Origin of the sequence: Comamonas denitrificans (genome assembly GCF_017368815.1) — a bacterium.
Classification (GTDB): Bacteria; Pseudomonadota; Gammaproteobacteria; order Burkholderiales; family Burkholderiaceae_C; genus Comamonas; species Comamonas denitrificans.
Genome location: NZ_JAFNME010000021.1, coordinates 1 through 23409, shown reverse-complemented (window position 1 = coordinate 23409; position 23409 = coordinate 1). Strand labels below are relative to the sequence as shown.

Here is a 23409-nt window from a genome sequence, read left to right as displayed (position 1 = left end):
AGAACGTGTTCATGATCTCCTCGCGGGTGTGCAGTCGCGGCCTCGGGCGGTCTGCGGCGTTGCAAATCCTCGCCATAGCTACGGCTATGGCTGTGGTTTGCGCCTTGCAGCCCATCCCGATCCGCATCCCGCACCCCTTCGCGCGCAGATCGTGAACACGTTCTTAGGCAAACAAGGGCTGTGTGCCCCAGCGGTGCCACCAGCTGGGCACTTGGTGGGCTGGCAAAGGCCGGGACAAGCCAAAGCCCTGCACCAGATCGCAGCCCAAATGGGTGAGCAGTGCCTGCTGCTCGGCGGTTTCCACCCCTTCGGCCAAGACTTTGAGCTGCAAGCTGCGCCCCATTTGAATAATGGCGGTGACGATGGCCACGTCGTCCACGCTGTGGGGGGTGTCGGTGATAAACGAGCGGTCGATTTTCAGCTTGTCGATCGGGTAGCGTTTTAAGTACGCCAGCGAGGAATAGCCGGTACCAAAGTCATCAATGGAAATGCCGACCCCCAAGGCTTGCAAGGCCCGCAAGATATTGTGCTGCGCTGGGTTGGATTGCTGCATCAGCACCGATTCGGTAATTTCCACTTCCAGGTACTGCGCTGCCAAGCCGGTGGTGGCGAGGGCTTTTTGAATATCGGCCAAAACATCGCGCTGGCGCAACTCAAGGGGCGAGAGATTGACGGCCACGGGCACTTTGGGCAAACCGGCATCGTGCCAGGCTTTGAGCTGGCGGCAGGCCTCAAACAAAACCCAGCGGCCAATGCTGGCGATCAGGCCACGCTTTTCTGCAAAAGGAATGAACTGCAGCGGCCCCAAGATGCCGCGCTGTGGGTGGTGCCAGCGCACCAGGGCCTCAAAGCCAGCCAAAGCCCCTGTTTTTAAACAAATTTGTGGCTGGTAGTGCAGCTGCAGTTGGTGGTTTTCCAAGGCCTCGCGCAGCTCCCGTTCCAGCAGCAGCTCTTCGTAGGGGGTGCTGCCCGTCATGAAGGGAGCATAAATTTGGTAATTGGCCCGGCCGTATTCTTTGGCAGCCGTCATGGCCTGGTTGGCGTGGCGCAGCAGCTCTTCGGCACGCAGGCCATGGTTGGGGTAAAGGCTGATACCGATGGAGGGCGATAAAGAGATCGGCATGCCCGCCAGCGTGTGGGGGGCGGCAATCGTCAGGAGCAGTTTTTCGGCCACGGCTTTGACTTGGTTTTCGTCCTGAACGCTGCTGAGCAAAATGACAAATTCATCGCCGCTTAAACGGGCGACGAAATCCTCGGGCCGCATGCTGGCCTTGAGCCGTTGGGCCATGGTTTGCAACACTTCATCGCCCATGAAGTGGCCCAGCGAGTCGTTAATGGTTTTGAAGTGGTCCAGATTGATAAAAAACAGTGCCGTGCTGATTTTTTGGCTGGCCAGTTGTTGCAGCATTTTTTCGGCGTAGTGCAGCAAATGCTGGCGGTTGGGCAACCCGGTGAGCAGGTCGTGCTGGGTCATGAAAACCGTTTGGGCTTGCGCTTGTTTGCGGCTGCTGATGTCACGGCCCACCACAATGCGTTGCACCGACCCATCGGGCTGGGGCAGGTTTTTGCCGGTGATTTCCAAATCAATGCAGCGCCCATCGCGGCGCAGAACCATGGCCTCGTAGGGCTCTTCATACAGTTGGCGTGACAGCCCGATGACCCGCACCCGATCCTGGGGGTGGACTAAATCAAAAATACTGCGCCCGCGCAAACTCTCAATGCTGTAGCCGGTAATGCGTTCGGTGGCCTGGTTGGCATCCAAAATCACGCCGCCTTGGTGAAAGATGATGAGCTCTTGCGAAGCGTCATTGAATTTGCGCAGGCGCTGGGCATGGTCTTGGGCCGCGTTTTCGGCGGCCCAGCGGTGCGTGGTGTCCAGTATCAGGGCCACCAGGCCCACCACGCTGCCCGCCACGCCGCTGGCTGGGGTGTCGGCGGCGGTAGGTTGCTCGCAATGGGGCACCAAGTGCACCTCCAGGTGGCGGGTGTCGCCGCGCAGGCCTTCGGCGGTGCAGGTGTAGTGCTGCGCCTGCCCGGCCAAACATGCCAGCACTTGCGTGCTGTGGGTTTGCCAGGTGCTAGGCGACACAATGTCTTGCAAAGGCTGCCCCAGGATGGACTGCAACGTGTGGCCGCAGGCTTGGGCGTAGCGTTGATTGGCAAACAGGCAGCGCAAATCAGGGGCCGAGAAATACGCGATTTGACCCGGTGTGGCCGTGCCCAGCGCCTGCAGCAGCGACGCTTGTGCAGGCGTGAGGCCGGGAGAAGATTCAGAAGAGGGGGCTTGCCAGTCAGCGGGCCGATTTTGCATGGGGCGTTTTATAGCGGAAATTATTTGTCCAAACTTGATATAAACCTAGTGTTTGCCTTACTTGTGGTTACGAAGGAGTTGGAAATTTATGTACGCCCTCTTGCAACGGGTGCGCAGCGCACGGGTTGAAGTGCATGGTGCCGTGGTTGGGCAGATTGCCCAAGGTCTTTTGGTTTTACTGTGTGCCGAGCAGGGGGATACCGAGCAGCAGGCCGATAAGTTGCTGGCTAAACTGCTAAAAATACGTATTTTTTCGGATGCTGAGGGCAAGATGAACCGCAGCGTGCAAGACGTGCAAGGGGGGCTGCTGCTGGTCAGTCAATTCACCTTGGCGGCTGATACCTCGGGCGGCAACCGGCCCAGCTTTACCCAGGCGGCCCCTGCCGCAGAAGGCCAGCGTTTGTACGACTATGTGGTTGAGCAGGCACAAAAAATGCATCCAAATGTTGCCACTGGGGTGTTTGCCGCGGATATGCAGGTGCACCTGATTAACGATGGGCCGGTGACCATTCCCCTGCGCATCGCACCCCCTGGCGCGGCCTCCAGTCCTTGAGCAGCGTCGGGGTTTTTGAGCGCTCGCATACAATTGCGGGCTTATCTTTTCGAGGAGCGTTGCAGCGCAGCCAAGCCAGGGTGCGTGAGGCTCGAAAAGACAACAGGGGCTGCTGGCCCGCTGCTTGTCTGGCAACGACGCTCACCCACGCTGCGGTGCGGTGAGGCCAGAACCCCATCTTTTGCCGTCAGTGTGGTTGTTATCCCAAACTTTGCTTGGAGCAACCATGAGCAACCATCCTGCCTTTAACGCCGCTGATAGCGCCATTGCCGATATTTCCCTGGCCGATTGGGGCCGCAAGGAAATCCGCATTGCCGAAACCGAAATGCCCGGTTTGATGGCGGTGCGCGAAGAATTTGCCGCGCAGCAGCCCCTGAAAGGTGCCCGCATCACCGGCAGCCTGCACATGACGATTCAGACGGCCGTGCTGATCGAAACCCTGCAAGCCCTGGGTGCCCAGGTGCGCTGGGCCTCGTGCAACATCTTCTCCACCCAAGACCATGCCGCCGCCGCGATTGCCGCCACGGGCACGCCGGTGTTTGCCATCAAGGGCGAGTCGCTGAAAGACTACTGGGACTACACGCACCAGATTTTTGAGTTTGGCCCCAAGGGCAGTGACGGCGAAGGTCCGAACATGATCCTGGACGATGGCGGCGATGCCACCATGCTGATGCACCTGGGAAAACGCGCTGAAAAAGACCTGTCCGTGCTGGCCAATCCGGGCAGCGAAGAAGAAAAAATCGTCTTCGCCGCCATCCGCGCCAAGCTGGCCGAGGATGCCACCTGGTACAGCCGCAAGAGCGCCCAGATTTTGGGTGTGACCGAAGAGACCACCACCGGCGTACACCGCCTGAACGAAATGTCGGCCAAGGGCACGCTGCTGTTCCGCGCCATTAACGTGAACGATTCCGTCACCAAATCCAAGTTCGACAACCTGTACGGCTGCCGCGAATCGCTGGTGGACGGCATCAAGCGTGCCACCGACGTGATGATTGCCGGCAAGGTGGCCTGCGTGGCCGGCTATGGCGATGTGGGCAAGGGCTCGGCCCAGGCGCTGCGCGCCCTGTCGGCCCAGGTGTGGGTGACCGAAATTGACCCGATCAACGCCCTGCAAGCCGCGATGGAAGGCTACCGTGTTGTCACCATGGAATACGCCGCCGACAAGGCCGACATCTTCGTGACCACCACCGGCAACCGCGACGTGATCACCTTTGAGCACATGCAGGCCATGAAAAACGAGGCCATCGTTTGCAATATTGGCCACTTTGACAACGAAATCCAGGTCGCTCAGCTGGAAGAGCGTTGCCAGTGGGAGGAGATCAAGCCCCAGGTTGATCACGTGATCTTCCCCGACGGCAAGCGCATCATCCTGCTGGCCAAGGGCCGTTTGGTGAACCTGGGCTGCGCCACGGGCCACCCCAGCTTTGTGATGAGCAACTCGTTTGCCAACCAGACGCTGGCGCAGATTGAGCTGTTCACCCGCCCGGATGCCTACGAGGTTGGCAAGGTCTATGTGCTGCCGAAAATCCTGGACGAAAAAGTCGCGCGCCTGCACCTGAAAAAAGTCGGGGCGCAACTGACCGAGCTGACCGATGCCCAGGCCGACTACATCGGCGTGGCCAAAACCGGCCCGTTCAAGCCGGATACTTACCGTTATTAAAAAATAGCTGTTTGCGCTCGTAAATAAACAAATATAGATATTTTTATATAAAATTGTATTTATTCACCTGCGCAAGCAGCTATCAAAAAAATAACAATTTTTCTTCTTTTTCCTTCCCCCTTTATGCGTGCAGATGTTTTTCTGGTCGATCACGGCCATGCCAGTACCCGTTCCCAAGCACAGCGGCTGATTGCCTCGGGCGTGCAATGGCGCAATTCGCCCTTGCTGCCCTGGAAAAAAGTGCAGAAAAACGGCGACGACATCCCCGTCGGGGCCGAGCTGCAACTGCTGAACCTGGACGAGGCCAAATACATCTCGCGCGGCGGCTTGAAGCTGGAGGGCGCATTGGCCGCCACTGGCCTGCAGGTCGCCGGCCTGCGCTGCTTGGATGTGGGCCAGAGCACCGGCGGTTTTACCGACTGCCTGCTGCAAGCCGGTGCGGCGCAAGTCATTGGCGTGGATGTGGGCCAGGGCCAGCTGCACGAACGCCTGCGCAGCGATGCGCGGGTGGTGTGTGTGGAGGGCCTGAACGCCCGCCACATGAGCGCCCAAGACCTGCAGGATGCGTGCGAAGAAGTGCTCTCTGAACGCTGGGAGGAAGAAGAGGACAACGACACCCAGCCCCAGGCCCCCTACGCCTGGATGCGCAATGGTGGCGCAATCGACGAAGATTACGACGACAGCAACGATGCCAAAGAGACGGACATCGAAGCCTTCAAGGCCGAACGCGCCGCCCGCGCCAAGGCCCTGCAGGCCGGGGTGCTGCCCACGCAACTGCGCCGCAAGGCCGAGTTTGCCGATGTGGACATCACGCCGCAGTTTGACTTTGTCACCGGCGACTTGTCGTTTATCTCGCTCACCTTGGTGCTGCCGGCCGTGGTGCGCCTCTTGAAGCCCCATGGCCACCTGCTCATGCTGGTCAAACCCCAGTTTGAGCTGCAGCCTGGCCAAGTGGGCAAAGGCGGCATCGTGCGCGAGCCGGCGCTGTACGCCGAGATCGAGCAGCGCATTCGCCGCTGTTTGGGCGATTTGGGCCTAGAGGTCAAAGCGTGGCTGGATTCACCCATCACCGGCGGCGACGGCAACCACGAGTTTTTTGTGCATGCCCAGCAAGGGGCGCAGGTGCAGCATCTGGATGTTGCACTGCCAGAGCAGGCCCCGGCCACCAAACCGGCCCGCGTCTCGCGCACCGTCTTGCGCGAGCAAAAGCGTGCCGATGTGATCAACGGCGACGAAGAGGGGTACTACAACGTCCCCGGCCCGGCCCGCCCCAAGCGCAAAAAGTAAGCTGCCTAAACCATCACCAATCACCATTACCACCCCGGTCACAGCGCTGGGGTGCCCAGGAGACGTTGCATGGCCCAGAACGCCAGTTTTCCCATCAGCTTTGAATTTTTCCCGACCAAAACCGCCGAAGGTGCGGCCAAGCATGTGCAGGTGCGCCAGGCGCTGTACGCACGCCAGCCCGAGTTTTGTTCGGTCACCTACGGCGCAGGCGGCTCGACCCAGTCGGGCACCTTTGCCATGGTGCAGGCCATCCAGCAAGAAGGCGTGGCCGCCGCCTCGCATTTTTCCTGCATTGGTGCCACGCGCCAATCCGTGCGCAGCCAGTTGCAGCAGCTTAAAGACATGGGCGTGCGCCGCCTGGTGGCCCTGCGTGGCGATCTGCCCAGCGGCTACGGCTTGGGTGGGGAGTTTCAGTACGCCAGCGATCTGGTGGCCTTTATCCGTGCTGAGTTTGGGGATTTTTTCCACATTGAAGTGGCCGCCTACCCCGAGGTGCATCCCCAGGCCCGCAGCCCCGAGGCCGACCTGCGCGCCCTTGCGGCCAAGGCCCAGGCCGGGGCCAACTCGGCCATCACCCAATACTTTTTTAATGCCGATGCCTACGCCCGCTTTGTGGACGATGCGCAACGGCTGGGGGTGGGTATTCCCGTGGTTCCGGGTATCATGCCGATCCTCAACGCAACCCAGCTCATGCGCTTTTCCGATGCGACCGGCGCAGAAATCCCCCGCTGGATACGCCTCAGGCTCCAGGCCTTTGGCGACGATACGGCCTCGATCCGCGCCTTCGGCCTGGATGTGGTCACTCGGTTGTGTGAACAGCTGCGCTCTTTAGGGGCCCCCGGTTTGCACTTCTACACGATGAACCAAAGTACAGCCACCTTGGCGCTGTGCGACCGCTTGGGCTTGTAAACAGCCCCTTTTTCCTCAGCGGTGGCCGCCAGGCTGTGCTGCCACCGTAAAGGAATCGTATGGATGGACACCAATCCACCCGCCCCATTGTGGGCGTGCCTGCAGTCCCCACCCGCCGCTGCATGCAGCGGTCACAACCCTGGCCATGGGCAGCCCTGGTCAGCGTGGCCACAGCGGTTGTGCTTGTTGGCTGCGCGCCAGCGCCCCTCACCCCCGTGGACAGGGGGGCGCATCTGCAAGCGCCCACGGCCCTGACCCCGCTGCAGCAGCTGCGCCGCATGGCCCCCGCGCCAGGCCTGCAGCTGCCCGACCCTTTGCGGGCCGCGCGCCAGGCGCTGCGCGATGAAATGGTCGATGAGCAGGGCATTGCCTCCTGGTACGGGCCCGGCCTGCACGGGCGGCGCACTGCCAGCGGCGAGCGCTTTAATACCCATGACTTCACGGCGGCCCATCCGCACTATGCGTTTGGAACGCGGCTGTGCGTCCTCAGCCGCGATGGCAAGGCCGTAGAGGTGCGGGTGAATGACCGTGGGCCGTATGCGAAAAACCGCATCATCGACCTCAGCCGCGCAGCGGCCGAGGCGCTGGACATGGTCGATAGCGGCGTGCGCCGCGTGCAATTGTGGAAACTCGATGCCGAGGAAACCTGCGACGACCGCCTGGATGTGCTGGCCGCAGCAGCCGAAGCGGGCTAATCAACAAGAGCTGCTAACAAAAAGAGCTGTTACCGCTGGTGTTTCAAGGGTTTTAGACGGCAATCTATCTAAAAGCCCATGAAATCAAGCGGTAGCAGCTCTTTTTTTAGAGGTGTGAGCGCGGTTTTAGCGCCCCGTGCTCTCCAGGGTAAAACCGGCATTTTTATCTTGCCCCATCAGCGCCACCATCTGCGGCAAAGCTGCTTCAAGTGCTGCATGCAAGGTAAACGGCGGGTTGATGATGCACATGCCGCTGGCCGGCAGCCCCGGGCGTTTGACGCTGCCATCGGCCAGGGTTTGCAGCTTGCCCGATTTGACGGTGAGCGTGGCGTGCAGCCAGTTTTTGCCCGCCTTGGCGGCCAAGGATTTCAGGCGCTTGGGCAGGTCGTGCGCCTCTTGGCGGCCAATGATGGGGTACCACACGGCATAGCAGCCGGTGGCAAAGCGGCGCAGGCTGTCGTCGATGAAGGTCGCCACCTTGGCGTAATCGGTCTTCATTTCATAGCTGGGATCGCACAGCAGCAGGCCCCGGCGGTCGGGTGGAGGCAGAAATTTTTTGGCATTGGCAAAGCCGTCTTCCATCAAGACCTGGGCTTGCCGGCCTTCCAGCAGCTGCTCGGCATTGCCCAGCAAGGCGCGGGCATCTTGCGGCATCAGCTCAAACAAGCGCAGCTTGTCTTGCGGGCGCAGCACCTGCAGCAGCAGCGCCGGTGAGCCGGGGTAGGTGCGCAGGTGTGCGCCGGGGTTAAAGCTTTGCACCATGGCCAAATACGTCTGCAGTGCCGGGGCCAAGGTGGCGGGGTCGGCGCTCAGCATGCGGGCAATGCCCTCCATGGCTTCGCCACTGGTTTGGGCAAAGTCGCCATCCAGGCGGTACAGCCCGGCCCCGGCGTGGGTGTCGATGACGGACAGCGGCGTGTCCTTTTGCACCAAATATTGGGCAATGGCGATCAAGGTGGTGTGTTTGAGCACATCGGCATGGTTGCCGGCGTGAAAGGCGTGGCGGTAGCTAAACATAGAACAATCGGTTATCTGTGCGGGTATCTGGCGCAAGCCAGTAGGTTTTTGTATAATTGCGGGCTTCGTAGCGATTTTATGAACCCCGCGACGAAGGCAGACCCCAAGGCGCGAATGCCCTTGGGTTTTGTTTTACTGCCTAAGAGGCTTCCACTACAGGACGTGCTTTGCGCAAGCCCTGTACCAGAAGAAGCACCGACCGCAGAAAAGGGTTCTTTTTCAACTTTTTTAAAAGAGAAAACCTCATGTCTACATTCAGCGCAAAACCCGCTGAGGTGCAACACGAGTGGTTTGTGATTGATGCCACCGATAAGGTGCTCGGCCGGGTCGCCAGCGAAGTGGCCCTGCGTCTGCGCGGCAAACACAAAGCCATTTACACGCCTCACGTCGATACCGGTGACTTCATTGTTGTGATCAACGCTGCCAAACTCAAGGTCACTGGCACCAAGAACACCGACAAGATTTACTACCGCCACTCGGGCTACCCTGGCGGCATCACAGCCACCAACTTCCGCGACCTGCAAGCCAAATTCCCTGGCCGCGCTTTGGAAAAAGCTGTCAAAGGCATGCTGCCCAAAGGCCCCCTGGGTTACGCCATGGTCAAAAAACTCAAGGTCTACGGCGGTGCTGAGCATCCCCATAGCGCCCAACAGCCCAAAGTGCTGGATATCTAAGGAGTCTTGAGATGATTGGTGAATGGAACAACGGCACAGGCCGTCGCAAGTCCAGCGTCGCTCGCGTCTTCCTGAAAAAAGGCAGCGGCAAAATTACCGTGAACGGCAAAGACATTCAAGAATACTTTGGCCGTGAAACTTCGATCATGATCGCCAAGCAGCCCCTGGTGCTGACGAACAATGCCGAAGCTTTCGACATTCAAATCAACGTGCACGGTGGTGGTGAATCGGGTCAAGCCGGTGCTGCCCGTCACGGCATCACCCGCGCCCTGATCGACTATGACGCAGGCCTCAAGCCCGTGCTGAGCCAAGCTGGCTTTGTCACCCGCGATGCCCGTGAAGTGGAGCGTAAAAAGGTCGGTCTGCGTTCTGCACGCCGCGCCAAGCAGTTCTCCAAGCGTTAATCCTGCGGACCTGGTTCCTGGATTTTTCGCGCAGTTTCTGCTGCCCAAAGACCGTCTCCTTGCGAGGCGGTTTTTTTATGCCCACCCCCTGCAAACGGGGGCTGCGCTACCATTTGCGCTTGTTTGCATTCTTTCTTTTTTGGGAGCATCCCGTATGAGCACCGAGGCCACTCTGCCCGAGCCGATTATTTTTACCGACAGCGCTGCCGCCAAAGTGGCCGATTTGATTACCGAGGAAGGCAACCCTGATTTGAAGCTGCGCGTGTTCGTCCAAGGGGGCGGCTGCTCGGGCTTTCAGTATGGGTTTACTTTTGAAGAAGAAACCAACGAGGACGACACCGTGATGACCAAAAATGGTGTCTCCCTGCTCATCGACGCCATGAGCTACCAGTACCTGGTGGGCGCGGAGATTGATTACAAGGAAGACCTGCAAGGGGCGCAGTTTGTGATTCGCAACCCCAATGCCGAAACTTCGTGCGGCTGCGGCTCAAGCTTCTCGGTGTAAGAACGTGTTCACGTTCTAAGCGGTAGGCTAGGCTTTCTTGACTTAAGGAGCTGTTTGCGCTGTATTGATAAGGTTTTTAGAGTGTTTTACACCTGAAAACCTTTGAAAATAAGCGCAAACAGCTCCTTTTTTATGCTTGGTAAATGGCCCCAAGAATGCGGGGCCCTTGGGCTCCGGTGACGGCAGGCAAATTGCCCGCCTGGCCCAGCCAGCACTGGCGGGCAAGCCAGGCAAAGGCTGCGGCCTCGACCTGCAGGGGGGGCAAACCACGCGCAGCCGTGGAGGTCACCTGCAGCTGCGGCAGGCGTTGCTGCAGCTGGGCCATCAAATACGCATTCAAGGCCCCGCCGCCGCACACCAGCAGGGTGTGCGCACCATCGCTGAACGGGCGCACGCTGTCGGCGCAGGCCTGGGCGGTAAAGGCGGTGAGGGTGGCTTGCACATCGGCAGCGGCCGCATCGCCAAAAGCACAGAGTTGCTGCTCCAGCCACGCCCAATGAAACAGATCGCGCCCCGTGCTTTTGGGTGGCGCTTGCTGCAAAAATGGCTCGCGCAGCAATTGCGCCAGCAGCGCGGGCAGAACGTGGCCGCTGGCGGCCCAGCGCCCATCTTGGTCAAAGGGCTGGCCTGTATGGCGCTGGCACCAGGCATCCATCAAGGCATTGCCGGGGCCGCAATCCCAGCCGCGTACCGGCGCTGGCTGGTCGGGCGGGGGCAGCACACTGACATTGGCAATGCCGCCGATATTGAGCACTAGGCCCCAATCCCCCGCAGGTGGGGCAAAGACCTGCTGGTGAAAGGCCGGCACCAAGGGAGCCCCTTGCCCGCCGGCGGCCACATCGCGACTGCGCAGGTCGGCCACCACCGTGATGCCGGTGCGCTCTGCCAGCAGGGCCGGATTGAGCAATTGCAGGGTGTAACCCACGCCGTCATGCGCCCCCGGCTGGTGGCGCACCGTTTGGCCATGGGCCCCGATGGCGGTGATGGCGTGCGGCGCCAATCCTGTGGCCTGCAACAGTTGCTGCACCACCTGGGCATACAGCAGTGCCATGGCATTGCCCGCCAAAGCGGCGCGGTGCAGTTCGTCTTGGCCTTGGCGGCTGTTCAGGCGCAGCAGTTCATCGCGCACGTTGGGGGGCATGGGGCTGCTGGCGTGGGCCAGGACCTGCAGCGCCCCGTCCTGGGAGAACTGCACCACCACCCCATCCACCCCGTCCAGGGAGGTGCCCGACATCAGGCCGATCAACAAAGCAGGGGCAGGGCGGGCAGTCAAAAGCACGTTTTAGAAGGCAGCACGAGCCTCCAAAGAGGCTCGTGCGCAGGCAGGTGAAGGAGGAGAAAGGGTTTATTGCGCCGTGGTGTTGTAAATCAGGTCGGCAGAGGCCAGTTGATCGCGCATCTGGTCTGCTTGCACCTTGAAGGCGGCTTTGACTTTTTCTGAAATCGGATTGTTCACGTTCTCCGCCACGATGCTTTGCGGGTCTTGGTGCGCACCATTCACGCGAAATTCAAAGTGCAGATGCGGCCCGGTGGACCAGCCGGTGGAGCCGACGGCGCCAATGCCATCACCTTGCTCAACGCGTTGGCCTTTTTGCACGTCGATGCGGCTCAAGTGGCCATAGACGGTGACGTGGCTGGCATTGGTGTGCTTGACGTACACCACATTGCCAAAGCCGTTTTGCCACCCGGCAAACTCCACCACGCCATCGCCCACGGTGCGCACCTTGGTGCCGGTGGGGGCTGCGTAGTCGGTGCCCAGGTGCTTGCGCCAGGTTTTAAGGATGGGGTGAAAGCGGTTGCTGAAGTTGCTGCTGATGCGGGTGAACTCCAGCGGGGCATTCAAATACGCGCGGCGCAGGCTGGAGCCATCCATGGCGTAGTAGGAGCCACGCTGGCCGGGCTCTTGGAACCACATGGCTTCGTAGGTTTTGCCGCGATTGACAAATTGCGCCGACAGGACGCGATTGGAGCGCAGCAGCTCGCCGTCGGCTTCCAGGGTTTCATAGACAAAGGTGAAGCGATCGCCTTTGAACAGGCGGCGAAAGTTGATCTCGGGGAAGATGTCGGCCACCTGGGTGGCAATGTGGTCGGGGATGCCAGCGGCATCGGTGGCGGCAAACAAGGTGCTTTGAATCGTGCCACCGGCCATGCGCGTGCGCACTTCCAGCGGGGCGCTGTCGATCACTACATCAAAAGACCCTGCCGCATTGCGTTGCAGGGTCAGTCGTTGGAAATCGGTGTTGTTGCCTTCTACCACCCAGCGCACGATGAGCTTTTCTAGTTGGTGGTCATTGCTGGCTTGCGCTGTCACCAGACGGCCGGTGCGCCCCAGGATGTTTTCGCTGGCCTGGGGGTTGTTGCGCAGAAAGCTGACCGCTTGCGGATCGGCAATGCCCAGGCGCTGCAGCAGCGAAGCGGCCGTGTCCGTGTTGCGTGTGTATTCGCTGCGGTAGAGTGAAAAACGGGTGTCGCTGGTCAGCTGGGCCAGCGTGTTGCCCTGCACCAGTGAATCCACCGGGGTAATCACGGTGTGGATGGGCAGATTCTCAGTTTCCTGATCGAGCGAAGCCACGGCAAAAGCGCCACCGCCCGCCGTCAGTAACAGACTGGCGATGGCGGCCACGATGCGTTTGGGGTGGTGTTTGGCAGATTGCGCCAGGCGTGCGAGCAAAGAATGGCTGGCAGAAACAATGCGGGTATTCAAAACGGCTTCCAGTCGGTGGGGGAAAACAGGAAAAACGCGAAAGCGTTTGAAAGTTATTCGACCAAAGCATTGTGCAGATTGGGAAAACCTGCAGTTTGCACTATGTCAAAAGAATGGCTGACTAAAATCAGCCCTGACGGTCGATAAAAAAACCCGCTAATTATATCTTTCCCCTTACTGATTTCGCTAGAAAAAACCCTTATGAATCAAGTTGCTGTTACCAATTCTGACATCTCCATGACACCGGCGGTGCAAAGCGCCCTGGCCGTCACCTTGCGTGGGGTGGATGAGCTGCTGCCCCAGGGCGAATGGGCCAAAAAACTGGCCCGCTCCGAGGCCACCGGAACGCCCTTGCGCATCAAACTGGGGTTGGATCCTACGGCCCCGGACATCCATTTGGGTCACACCGTGGTGCTCAGCAAACTGCGCCAGTTGCAGGATTTGGGGCATACGGTCATTTTCTTGATTGGTGACTTCACCACGCTGATTGGCGACCCGTCGGGGCGCGACAGCACGCGCCCACCGCTGACAGCCGCGCAAATCCAGGCCAACGCCGAAACCTATTACACCCAGGCGGCCAAGGTGCTCGATCCGGCAAAAACCGAGGTGCGCTACAACAGCGAATGGTGCGACGCGCTGGGGTCTCGCGGCATGATTGAATTGGCGGCCAAGTACACCGTGGCCCGCATGATGGAGCGCAACGATTTTCATACGCGCTTTACCGAGGGCAACTCCATCAGCCTGCACGAGTTTTTGTATCCGCTGCTGCAGGGGTATGACTCGGTGGCCCTCAAGGCCGACCTGGAGTTGGGCGGTACCGACCAAAAATTCAACCTGATGATGGGTCGCCACTTGCAGCAAGAGTATGGGCAAGAGCCGCAGTGCGTGCTCACCATGCCGTTGCTGGTGGGTTTGGATGGCGTGCAAAAAATGTCCAAATCCAAGAACAACTACGTGGGCATTACGGACGAGGCCAACACCATGTTCGCCAAAATCCTCTCCATTTCTGACGACCTGATGTGGGACTGGTACACCTTGCTGTCGTTTCAAAGCCTGCAAGACATTGCTGCGCTGAAGGCCGAAATTGCTGCGGGCCGCAACCCCAAAGATGCCAAGGTGCTCTTGGCCAAGGAAATCACCACGCGCTTTCACAGTGCGGCAGCAGCGGATGCGGCGGAGCAAGACTTCATCAACCGCAGCAAGGGGGGCATCCCTGAGAACATTCCCGAGATCACCCTCAGCGGTGCCCCGCTGGGCATTGGTGCTCTTCTCAAGCAAGCCAACTTGGCCCCCTCCACCAGCGAAGCAAACCGCCTGATTGACGGTGGCGGCGTGCGCATTGATGGCAGCGTGGTGAGTGACAAAGGCTTGAAGCTGGAGGCAGGCAGCTTTGTGCTGCAAGTGGGCAAGCGCAAGTTCGCCCGGGTGGTGCTGGGGTAAAACGGTTCAAGCGGCTAAAGCGCAGGGGCTGGCGCTTGGCCTGCCCAAGCCCGCTCAAGCGGCCATGGCTTCTTTGGCCAGGGCCGCACGCATGAAGGGCAGGTAGGCCCGGTCCTCTTCGCAGATGTGGTGTACCAGCCAGTCTTTTAAAAAGTCCAGCACCTCTAAATTAACGTCTTCACCGTCTTCAAAACGGGTCAGCCAGTTCATCATTTTTCCGGTGAAGCCACTGTGCTCGGACAGGTGCTTGTCCGCATCGGGGTAACCGTGCTTTTGAAACAGCACTTCTTCAACAATGAAGTGGTTGTGCGTGTAGTCCAGCAGCCCTTCCAAAATATCGGCAATGGCATCGCGCGCACCGGCAGCGTCCGAGATGGCGGCATGCAGTGCGTTGATCAAGTCCACCAGGACCCGGTGCTGTTCATCAATGATGGGTACGCCCAGCTTCAGCGCTGCGGTCCAAGGGATAAACGTCATGGCGAGCAACTCCTATGCAAAGCCATAAGCATAGAGATGAATTCCCTTGATAAATTTAAGGGTATTACCGTATACCCATGGCTTTTTGATGCGGGTCAATGTTTTCTACCCACACAGCAAGACCTCTGGTCGCATCGCCTGCGGCAGATAATGCAGGCCCCATGGCCGCCCAGGCAATCGCTGCAACCCGCACCGGGGCACAGGCGGTTGCGTTTACATATTTTTTGAATTGGTATGACCACATTGCTCCCCCTGGATATCGTCATCATGGCCGCTGGCAAAGGCACGCGCATGAAAAGCCGCACCCCCAAAGTGCTGCAAAAACTGGCGGGCCGCCCGCTGCTGGGCCATGTGCTGGCCACGGCGGGGCAATTGCAGGCGCGTTCAGTGGTTGTGATTACGGGGCATGGTGCTCCTGAAGTAGAAGCTGCTAGCGCAAGCATGGCAAGTGTTTTAGGCCAATTTGACTTAAATTTTGCCCGGCAAGAACCCCAGTTGGGTACGGGCCATGCCGTGCAGCAAGCCTTGCCCGTGCTGGCCGATGATGGGGTGGTGGTGGTGCTCTCGGGCGATGTGCCATTGACCGAGGCGGCCACTTTGCAAGCCTTGGTCGCGGCCGCTGGCCATGACCAATTGGCTTTGCTTACGGTGCGTTTGCAGGACCCCACGGGCTATGGTCGCATTGTGCGCGGCAGCGATGGCCGGGTGCAGCGCATCGTCGAGCACAAAGATGCAACACCAGCCCAGCGTGGTATTGACGAGATCTACAGCGGCATCATGGCCGTGCCTGCCCGCCTGCTGCGCCCTTGGCTGGCAGCGCTGACCAATCACAACGCCCAGGGCGAGTACTACCTCACGGACGTGGTCGCCATGGCCGTGGCCCAAGGCGTGGCGGTGGTGGGGCACTGCATTGCCGATGCGGTGCAGGTAGCCGGTGTGAACAGCCCTGTGCAACTGGCCGCGTTGGAGCGTGCCCACCAGCAGCGCCAAGCGCATGGGCTGATGGAGCAAGGCGTGCGTCTGGCCGATCCGGCCCGTTTTGACCTGCGTGACCATGCCCATGGCACGCCTGCGCACTTGGTGTGTGGGCAGGATGTTGAGATTGATGTGGGTTGCATCTTCACCGGCCAGGTGGAGATTGGCGCAGGCGCTCGCATTGGGGCGCATTGCCACATTAGCAACGCCGTGATTGCGGCCGATGCGGTGCTTCACCCCTTCACCCATATTGATGGGGAAGCCGCCGGTGCCAGCGTGGGCGCTGGGGCGTTGATTGGCCCCTTTGCCCGTTTGCGCCCGGGGGCGCAATTGGGGGCCCAGGTGCATATTGGCAATTTTGTCGAGGTGAAAAACTCCACCCTCGCGGCTGGGGCCAAGGCCAACCATTTGGCCTATCTGGGCGATGCCACGGTGGGCGAGCGCGTGAATTACGGCGCAGGCAGCATCACGGCCAACTACGACGGTGCGAACAAGCACCGCACGGTGATTGAGGCCGATGCGCACATTGGCAGCAACTGCGTGCTGGTGGCACCGGTCACGATTGGCGCGGGCGCTACGGTGGGCGGCGGCTCCACCATTACCAAAAGCACGCCTGCCCAGGCGTTGGCGGTGGCCCGGGGCAAACAAATGGTCAAAGAAAACTGGCACCGCCCCGCCAAACAGTCCAAGGGCTAGCCCATGACGGCCCTGCCTCCGGAACAAGAGCTGCACTTGCTGCGCCAGCAGCAAGAGGCTTTGCTGCGGGCCATTGCGCACGACCTGCCCGCGCCGCTGCGCCATATTCAATCCTTTGCCCCCTTGTTGGTCGAGGCCGTGCAGACCTTGGCCGCAGCCGCACCGCACGCCGCCGAGGCCGCTGCCGATGCCTTGGAATGTGCCCAATTCATGCAGCAAGGGGCCCAGCGCATGGGGCAGATGCTGCAGGCGCTGGCCGAGCTCTCGCGTGCGGCGCGGATGTCGCTGCATCTGCAAGCGGTGGAGGTGGTGGCCACGTGCCAAGCATTGCTGCCTGCGCTGCAGCAGCAGTACCCGCAAGCGCAGTTTTCGCTGCCCGCTGCGCCCGTGTGGGTGCAGGCCGATGCCCAGGCGCTCACACAGGTGCTGCAGCAGCTCTTGGCCAATGCCTGCAAATTTGCGGCCCCCACGCCGCAGGTGCAGCTGCAGGCCGTGGCAGACGGTGCCACATGGCACTGCGCGGTGCGCGACAACGGCGTGGGGTTTGAGCCTGGGCAGGCCGCCCAGCTGTTTCAGCCCTTTGCCCGCTTGCACCGCGAAAGCCAATTTGCGGGCTTGGGCTGTGGCCTGGCCTTGGTGCAGACCCTGGCTGTGCGCCACGGGGCGCAGGCGCGTATTGCGGCCCAGCCGGGGCAGGGATGTACGGTGCAATTGGCCTGGCCTGCGGCACATCCGGCGGCACATCAGCCAAACCAGACTGGTCCAGTCTGACTTGCCAAGGCCGCCTGACTTAGGCGCTACAGTGTGCTTTGTTATTAGTTGCTCAAAACGCCGTATGGACAAGCATTACCTGACCCCCCTGTTCGCCCCGCAATCGATCGTTGTTTTGGCCGGTGATCCTGAAACGCCGGATGCGCAAACTCCCTATGCCCAGGCCTTGCACGGCCTGCTCAAGGCCCAGCGGTTTACCGGCACCCTCACCTTTGTGAATACCAAGATGATGGGCACCTTGAGCGATCTGGCCCAGGTCAAGGCCGATCTGGTGGTCATTGCCCTGCCGCAAGAAGAGCAATTGGCCGCGCTGGAGTTGGTCGGGCGCATCCGCTGCGATGCCGCTCTCATTTTGTCCAGCGGGGTCGATGCCGAGCACGCCCGTGCGCTGCGCGAATCTGCGCACGACAACCATATCCATCTGCTGGGGCCCAACTCCTTGGGCATCCAGCGCCCGCATTTGCAGCTCAACGCCGGGGTGATGGGGCCCCTGGCCAAAGAAGGGCCGCTGGCCCTGGTCAGCCAGTCCGGCGCATTGACCGCGTCGATCCTGGACTGGGCCGCCAGCAATGGCGTGGGCTTTTCTTCGGTCATTTCGCTGGGGCCGCACACCAGCCTGGGCCTGCCCGAGGCGCTGGACTTTCTGGCCAGCGATGGGCGCACGCAAAGCATCGTGGTGTACATGGAAGGTATCCAAGATGCTCGTAAATTTATGAGCGCTTTACGCAGTGCTGCCATAGCAAAACCAGTCGTAGTGCTGAAATCTGGCCGCAAAGCTGCGGGCAGTGCTGCAGCTTTAACGCACAGCGCCGCCATTGTGGGCAGCGATGACGTGTTTGATGCGGTGCTGCGCCGCGCCGGTGCCGTGCGCGTGCATTCGTTTACCGAATTGTTCTCTGCCGCCAAATGCCTGGCAGCACGCTACCGCCCGGTGAGCAAGCGCCTGGCCATCATCGCCAACGGCGGTGGCCCCGGTGTGCTGGCGGCCGACTGGGTCAATGAAATCCACCTGGAGCTGGGCCGCCTCAGTCCCGAGGTGGCGGCCCAGCTGGCCCCCCAACTGCCCCCACTGGCGGCTTTGAGCGATTTGGTGGATGTCTCAGAATTTGCCCAGCCGGAGCATTTTCGGCTGGCCATTGAAGCGGCCTTGAACGATGCGCAGGTTGGCGGGGTGTTGGTCATCTTCTCGCCGCGTATTGGCATTGATAGCACCGCCGTGGCCGAGGCGGTGGCCGAAGCCAAACGCCGCGCCGCCAAACCGTTGCTGACCTGCTGGATGGGGGACACCACCGTGGGCGCGGCCCGCGAGGTGCTGCACAAGGCGCAAATCCCCACCTTCCGCACCCCCGAGGCGGCCGTCGGTGCTTTTGGCAATATCGCCAATTTCACCCAGAACCAGCAGCTGCTGCAGCAAACCCCGCCGCCCTTGAGTAATCTGGCCAAACCTGACATTGCCGGGGCCCGCTTGGTGATTGAAAGCGTGCTGGCGGAGCGGCGCAACGTGCTCACCGAGATGGAGTCCAAAACGCTGCTGGCGGCCTTTCACATTCCGGTCACGCGCACCTTGCTGGCCCGCAATGCCCACGAGGCGATGATGATTGCCACCCAGCAAGGCTTTCCGGTGGCGCTGAAGATTGATTCGCCCGACATTACGCACAAGTCCGATGTGGGGGGCGTGGCGCTGAACTTGCACAACGGCGAAGCCGTGCGCAATGCCTTTAACGACATCATGCAGCGCGTCAAGCGCATCAAGCCCGAGGCCCGCATCAACGGCATCACGGTGCAAAACATGGCGCGTTCGCGCCGAGGGCGTGAGATTTGTATTGGCCTGGTCAGCGATGACCCCTTTGGCCCGGTCATCACCTTTGGCGCAGGCGGCACCATGATTGAGCTGATCGATGACCGCGCCATGGAGCTGCCGCCGCTCAATCAATTCTTGGCCCGCCGCCTCATGGAGCGCTCGCGCGTTTTTGAAACCCTGGGCGAATGGCGCGGGGCCACCCCGGTGAAGATCGAGGCGTTAGAGCAGGTGCTGCTGCGCATCTCAGAAATGGTGTGCGCGCTGCCCCAGTTGCGTGAGATGGACATCAACCCGCTGATCGTCGATGAAACCGGTGCGGTCGCCGTCGATGCCCGCATGGTGGTAGCCCAGCAAGGGCAGTCCCTGAGCATGGGCAAATACGGGCACTTGGCCATCCTGCCCTATCCGGCCAAGTACGAACAAATCTGGCCGCTGCGCGATGGGGGCGAATACCTGGTGCGCCCCATCCGGCCGGACGATGCGCACATGCTGCAGCAGTTGGTCAAGGGCCTTTCTCCGCAAAGTCGCTACTTCCGCTTTGTCTCGCAGCTGGCGGAGTTGCCGCCCTCCATGTTGGCGAAATTTACCTTGATCGACTACGACCGCGAAATGGCCCTGGTGGCCGTCAAGCAAGAGCGCACCGTCGATGAGGAGGGCGAGGTGCAGGTCACCGAGCGCTTGCTGGGCGTTTCGCGCTATGTGACCAATCCCGATCGCACCACCTGCGAGTTCGCCTTGGTCGTGGCCGATGACATGGCCGGGCAGGGCTTGGGCGCACGCTTGATGCTCAGCATCATGGAAGTGGCGCGCGACAAGGGCTTAGAACATATCGAAGGGCTGGTGCTGACCAACAACCCCAATATGCTCAAACTCATGCGCCGCCTGGATTTTGAAATTCGCAGCTTCCCGGAAGACCCGGAATTTCGCCTGGTGGTGCACAAGCTGTAACCACGGCAGCACCCCCAGGCCGATGGCAGCTGGCGATGGTCTGTTTTTTAATACTTTATAAAAAAGCTAAATGATTGCCCTTATGATTGGCCTGACCCGCTTGGGGGTTGCGCAAGGGCAGACCAGCATCGCCTGTGCCGCCCTTTGTTTATGCTTTTTATGGACTGATTGAAGTATCTCTTATGGCACTTTCCACCGTTACCGTCAGCGCTGTCATGAAAGACAGCTTTCGCACTGAAATCCAGTGCTCCAACCCGTTTGTGATTGACCAGCCCGTTGGCGCTGGCGGCAAGAACGAGGGGCCCAATCCGTTGGAGGTGTTTGTCTCCAGCCTGCCTGCCTGTATTTGCGCGATTGCCCGCATTGTGGCCATGCAGCGCGGCATAGCATTGCGCGGTGTGGAGGCCCACGCGGAGGCCGATATCGACAAAAACTTCTTGCTGGGTAAAACCACCGAAGGCCGTGCCGGCTTTGTGGCGATCCGCGTGAAGGTCAAGATCGATGCGGACATGACCGAAGCCGAGAAAGTGGCCTTTTTGCATGAGGTGGAAAAGCGCTGCCCGATCGCCGACAACATGGCCGGCACCACCAGCATCACGGCGCACGTGGTGGCCTGACAAGGGCCGCTACAATCGCAGCCCTTGCCCTCTGTAGTTCAATGGATAGAACGGGCCCCTCCTAAGGGTCAAATGCAGGTTCGATTCCTGCCGGAGGGGCCAAGCGGCAGATTTTCTCACCCTCCCACTTCCCACCCTCTACCTGCCATCACATAGGCTGCCAGCCCGCCGCCTGTCTTTTGTCTGCCTGCCAAACAGGCTCAATCCTTGCGGCGGGTGTAGATCAAATCCATGCCGGTGTTTTCGCCGGTTTGGCCGCGCAGGGTCAGGCGCTTGTTCAGGTCGTAAAAGATAAACAGTGTGCCCATGGCACCGCTCAGGCTTTGCTCGTAGGCCAGGTACAGCTCTTGCGAGATGCGTTTGCCCAGGGTGAGGGCAGCGCCTTCGGCCCCGTTGGCGCCCTTGAAGCCCAATTCATCCAGCCCAATGGTGCCGGCAATGTTGCCCCCGCTATTGCTGCCACTGAGCAGGGCCAGCGCTGCTTGCTGCAGCAGGGCCGATTCGGCACCGCCTTCGGTGGGGTCGCGGCCCATGACGACCCAGGAGAGGGCTTCCCCATCGGGCATGACAGGATCGGAATACAGCTGCACCCGGGGCTGGGTGGCGCTGCCGGCGACTTTGACACCGGCCTTGACGGCGATGTTGGGGCGCAGGGCAATGATGTCCAGGCTGGGGTCGTTGTAGGGGCCGTTGAAGCGGATGGTGCCTTGCCCAATGTCCAACGACTGGCCCCAGGCGCGGTAGCGGCCTTGGTCGGTGTGAATTTCGCCAGTGATGCGCGGGCCGCCTTCAATGGTGAGTTGTCCATTCAGGCGCGTTGTCAGGCCATAGCCCTGCAGGGCAAAGTCTGGGCCTAAATCGAGGGTGAGGTGGATGTCGGGCTGGAGTGCAGCCCGAATGGAGCCCTCCGGGGCGGGGTCGCGGGCTGCTTTGCGGGCTGCTTTGGCTTGGCGTTCGGCCTCTTGCTGGCGCAGCGCGGCGGAGGTGATGTGTACATCCTCATCCAAGCTGGGGGCCGAGTCATCGGCCAGCAGCAAGGCGGCGCGATTGACTTTTAGCCCGCCGCGCAGGCGCAGTTGCTCTTGCTGGATGCTGGCGTGGATGGTTCCGCTTACGCCCATTTGCCGGTCGGCCCGGGTGAGTACTTGCAAGTCGTCCAGCTGCAGCTGTACGTCCATTTGCAGGCCAGCGGCATTGCTGTGCGGGTCTTTGGGCGGGGCGTAAACGATGAACCCCTGGCCGCTCAAGTGCCCGCCGCTTTGTGGGGGGGCGGTGCGGTTGCCGCTTTGGCCCAGGATGCGGGCCTGGCCGCTGCGACTGCCCTCCAAGGTGAGCTGTTCAATGTCCAGGCGGTTGCCGGCAAAGCGGGCTTTGAGTTGGCCATTTTTTAAGTTCACCCCCTCCAGCAGGGACGATAGGGCCAGGTCTTGGGCCTCGATGGAGCCTTCCCACTCGGGGGCGCTGCGGGTGCCGCTGATGGCCACTGCGCCGCTAAAACCGCCCTCCACCCGCCAGCCCGGCGGGGCAAACGAGGCCCAGACACCAATGTTGGGCAGCAGCAGCTGCACGGTGCCGGACAAGGGGGCGTTGTCTGGCCAGCGCATGCCTTGGCGGGGATGGTGCTGCACGGGGCTTTGCAGGGTGGCCAAAATTGTGCCCGCGCGTTCGGAGGCCCAGAGCACTTGGCTGCGCAAGGTGCTGCCTTCGAGGTCGAGCGTGGCTTGCAGGGCTTGCAGCCGGATGGACTGGCCCCGGTTGGGTTGGCGCAGGCGGATGCTTGCTTCGTCGGTGCCCTGGCTGCGGATGATGGTGACCGGGGCGGCTTCTTCAATATTGGCGGCAATGCGCATGTCGCCATCGGCCCGCTCCAAGGTGGCGTGCAGCTTGGGCTGGGCGCTGCGGGTGTCGATGTCCCAGCGGCCTTGCAAGCGCAGGTCGCCGCTGATGCCGGCCCGCTCCAAAATGGGGTCGTCCGGGGTGAAGTGGTTGGCCCAGGCCAGGGGCAGGCCGCTGAGTTCGCCCGTGCTCACCACGCCCCAGGTGGTGGTGTTCAGTGCCAGGGTGGCCCAGCGCACCTGGGCCTGCTCGGTTTGGTTTTTGGTGGCGGGGGGGGTCAGCTGCAAGGCCCCGGCGCTGGCCTGGATGTCTGGCCCGGTTTGCCCGATGGTGACGGGGGCGGCAAGGGCCAAGCGCCAATCGCCGCTTTTTGCGCTGGGGCGGGCCAGCAGCGTGAGGGTTTGCGCTTGCAGTTGCCAGCGGCTTGGGGTGTGCCATTCGGCTTGCCATTGGGTGTCGATGTGCGCTTGCTGGCTGCCTTGTTGGAGTTGGCCCTGTAAATGGGCGGTCAGCTTTTCTAAGGGGCCTTGCACCGCCAGGGTGAGGTCTTTTATTTTTGTAGCTTCTTGCGCTGGTAATTTATAAGAAATATTAGGTATTTTTGCTAATAACTTGATAGATAAAGCGGGTAGTGCTTCTGTTTTATCTGTTTTGTTTGTTTTATCTGTTTGTGCTTCTGCTTCTGCTGGTGGGCTGGTGGGCCGTAAACGCCCCCAGCCGCCTTGCCAGGCCAGGTCAAACTGGGCTTGCCCGGCCAGGGGGGTGGTGAGGTCGGTCAGGTGGGGCAGATCGTCCATGCCCGGCAGGCGGCCCAGCCACTGCATGGTGGCAGCGGCATCGCGCAGCTGGGTGCGCAACTGGCCTTGGCCGGTGTGCTCGGTCAGGGTGCCGGTGAGTTCGGCAGCCAGCCCCGGCACTTGCAGGCGGGTGGTTTGGGGGCTGCTGGCTTGGTGCTGCAGGCTGTCCCAGCTTAGGCTGGGGCTGGACAACTCGGCCCCCCAGGCGCGAATGGCGACTTCTTGCAGGGTCAGTACGCCAGCGGCCCAGCGGCCTTGGGCGCGGGCATGGGCCAGGCTGGTGGGGGGGGCTTGCGGGTCGGCGATGGCCACACGAAAGTCGATGGCTGGAC

At 60.9% G+C, this 23409-nt stretch carries 19 protein-coding genes, 1 tRNA gene and 1 riboswitch; of the genes, 14 read left to right on the top strand and 6 right to left on the bottom strand.

Going from position 1 to position 23409, the window contains the following annotated elements; genetic code table 11:
• Positions 1–163 precede the first annotated feature (163 nt).
• Positions 164–2311 (bottom strand): sensor domain-containing protein, encoded by a 2148-nt coding sequence (locus J1777_RS10125; RefSeq protein WP_207575575.1) that lies wholly within the window; start codon positions 2309–2311, stop codon positions 164–166.
• Positions 2312–2399: 88 nt separating this feature from the next.
• On the opposite strand from J1777_RS10125, the gene dtd reads away from it, so the two are divergent.
• The 5 genes from dtd to J1777_RS10100 all read left to right on the top strand — a co-directional run bounded on the left by dtd (position 2400) and on the right by J1777_RS10100 (position 7415).
• Positions 2400–2864, top strand: coding sequence for a D-aminoacyl-tRNA deacylase (dtd, locus tag J1777_RS10120; protein ID WP_207575574.1), 465 nt, complete (start codon positions 2400–2402; stop codon positions 2862–2864).
• 45 nt (positions 2865–2909) lie between these two features.
• Positions 2910–3014: riboswitch (S-adenosyl-L-homocysteine riboswitch) on the top strand.
• A gap of 76 nt (positions 3015–3090) precedes the next feature.
• Positions 3091–4524, top strand: coding sequence for an adenosylhomocysteinase (gene ahcY, locus J1777_RS10115; protein WP_207575573.1), 1434 nt, complete (start codon positions 3091–3093; stop codon positions 4522–4524).
• A 123-nt stretch (positions 4525–4647) separates the two neighbouring features.
• Positions 4648–5811 carry a TlyA family RNA methyltransferase gene (locus J1777_RS10110; protein WP_207575572.1) on the top strand — a complete coding sequence of 388 codons (1164 nt, stop codon included), beginning with the start codon at positions 4648–4650 and terminating at the stop codon, positions 5809–5811.
• A gap of 69 nt (positions 5812–5880) precedes the next feature.
• Complete coding sequence (metF, locus tag J1777_RS10105; RefSeq protein WP_207575571.1) at positions 5881–6720, top strand: methylenetetrahydrofolate reductase [NAD(P)H]; 840 nt, start codon at positions 5881–5883, stop codon at positions 6718–6720.
• 59 nt (positions 6721–6779) lie between these two features.
• Positions 6780–7415: a septal ring lytic transglycosylase RlpA family protein gene (locus J1777_RS10100; protein WP_242700489.1), complete on the top strand. Its 636-nt coding sequence runs from the start codon at positions 6780–6782 to the stop codon at positions 7413–7415.
• 126 nt (positions 7416–7541) lie between these two features.
• On the opposite strand, the gene J1777_RS10095 is transcribed toward J1777_RS10100, so the two are convergent.
• Positions 7542–8432 (bottom strand): 23S rRNA (adenine(2030)-N(6))-methyltransferase RlmJ, encoded by an 891-nt coding sequence (locus tag J1777_RS10095; protein WP_207575570.1) that lies wholly within the window; start codon positions 8430–8432, stop codon positions 7542–7544.
• A gap of 245 nt (positions 8433–8677) precedes the next feature.
• Here J1777_RS10095 and rplM point away from each other — a divergent pair, with 245 nt between their 5' ends.
• From rplM to erpA, 3 genes are all read left to right on the top strand, one after another.
• Positions 8678–9106, top strand: coding sequence for a 50S ribosomal protein L13 (gene rplM / locus J1777_RS10090; protein WP_207575569.1), 429 nt, complete (start codon positions 8678–8680; stop codon positions 9104–9106).
• 11 nt (positions 9107–9117) lie between these two features.
• The gene (gene rpsI / locus J1777_RS10085; RefSeq protein ID WP_207575568.1) at positions 9118–9510 is read left to right on the top strand and encodes a 30S ribosomal protein S9; all 393 of its coding nucleotides are present in this window, start codon (positions 9118–9120) and stop codon (positions 9508–9510) included.
• Positions 9511–9664: 154 nt separating this feature from the next.
• Positions 9665–10015, top strand: a complete 351-nt coding sequence (erpA, locus tag J1777_RS10080) for an iron-sulfur cluster insertion protein ErpA (protein WP_207575567.1) — start codon at positions 9665–9667, stop codon at positions 10013–10015.
• A 130-nt stretch (positions 10016–10145) separates the two neighbouring features.
• On the opposite strand, the gene J1777_RS10075 is transcribed toward erpA, so the two are convergent.
• Complete coding sequence (locus J1777_RS10075) at positions 10146–11288, bottom strand: anhydro-N-acetylmuramic acid kinase (RefSeq protein WP_278253534.1); 1143 nt, start codon at positions 11286–11288, stop codon at positions 10146–10148.
• Positions 11289–11360: 72 nt separating this feature from the next.
• Positions 11361–12719, bottom strand: coding sequence for a M23 family metallopeptidase (locus J1777_RS10070; protein WP_242700488.1), 1359 nt, complete (start codon positions 12717–12719; stop codon positions 11361–11363).
• A gap of 201 nt (positions 12720–12920) precedes the next feature.
• Here J1777_RS10070 and tyrS point away from each other — a divergent pair, with 201 nt between their 5' ends.
• The gene (gene tyrS, locus J1777_RS10065; protein ID WP_207575566.1) at positions 12921–14159 is read left to right on the top strand and encodes a tyrosine--tRNA ligase; all 1239 of its coding nucleotides are present in this window, start codon (positions 12921–12923) and stop codon (positions 14157–14159) included.
• A gap of 54 nt (positions 14160–14213) precedes the next feature.
• On the opposite strand, the gene J1777_RS10060 is transcribed toward tyrS, so the two are convergent.
• Positions 14214–14636 (bottom strand): bacteriohemerythrin, encoded by a 423-nt coding sequence (locus J1777_RS10060; protein WP_207575565.1) that lies wholly within the window; start codon positions 14634–14636, stop codon positions 14214–14216.
• Between the two features lie 243 nt (positions 14637–14879).
• Between J1777_RS10060 and glmU the strand changes: the two genes are divergently transcribed.
• From glmU to J1777_RS10035, 5 genes are all read left to right on the top strand, one after another.
• Positions 14880–16307, top strand: coding sequence for a bifunctional UDP-N-acetylglucosamine diphosphorylase/glucosamine-1-phosphate N-acetyltransferase GlmU (gene glmU, locus J1777_RS10055; protein ID WP_207575606.1), 1428 nt, complete (start codon positions 14880–14882; stop codon positions 16305–16307).
• A gap of 3 nt (positions 16308–16310) precedes the next feature.
• Positions 16311–17078 carry a sensor histidine kinase gene (locus tag J1777_RS10050; RefSeq protein ID WP_207575564.1) on the top strand — a complete coding sequence of 256 codons (768 nt, stop codon included), beginning with the start codon at positions 16311–16313 and terminating at the stop codon, positions 17076–17078.
• A gap of 64 nt (positions 17079–17142) precedes the next feature.
• Complete coding sequence (locus tag J1777_RS10045; RefSeq protein ID WP_207575563.1) at positions 17143–19827, top strand: bifunctional acetate--CoA ligase family protein/GNAT family N-acetyltransferase; 2685 nt, start codon at positions 17143–17145, stop codon at positions 19825–19827.
• Between the two features lie 182 nt (positions 19828–20009).
• On the top strand, positions 20010–20444 hold the full coding sequence (locus J1777_RS10040; protein WP_207575562.1) for an OsmC family protein: 435 nt from the start codon (positions 20010–20012) through the stop codon (positions 20442–20444).
• Between the two features lie 27 nt (positions 20445–20471).
• Positions 20472–20546: transfer RNA gene (locus tag J1777_RS10035), tRNA-Arg, on the top strand.
• 98 nt (positions 20547–20644) lie between these two features.
• Here the strand turns inward: J1777_RS10035 and J1777_RS10030 are convergent.
• A partial coding sequence (locus J1777_RS10030) for a translocation/assembly module TamB domain-containing protein (protein ID WP_207575561.1) occupies positions 20645–23409 on the bottom strand: 2765 nt, incomplete at its 5' end.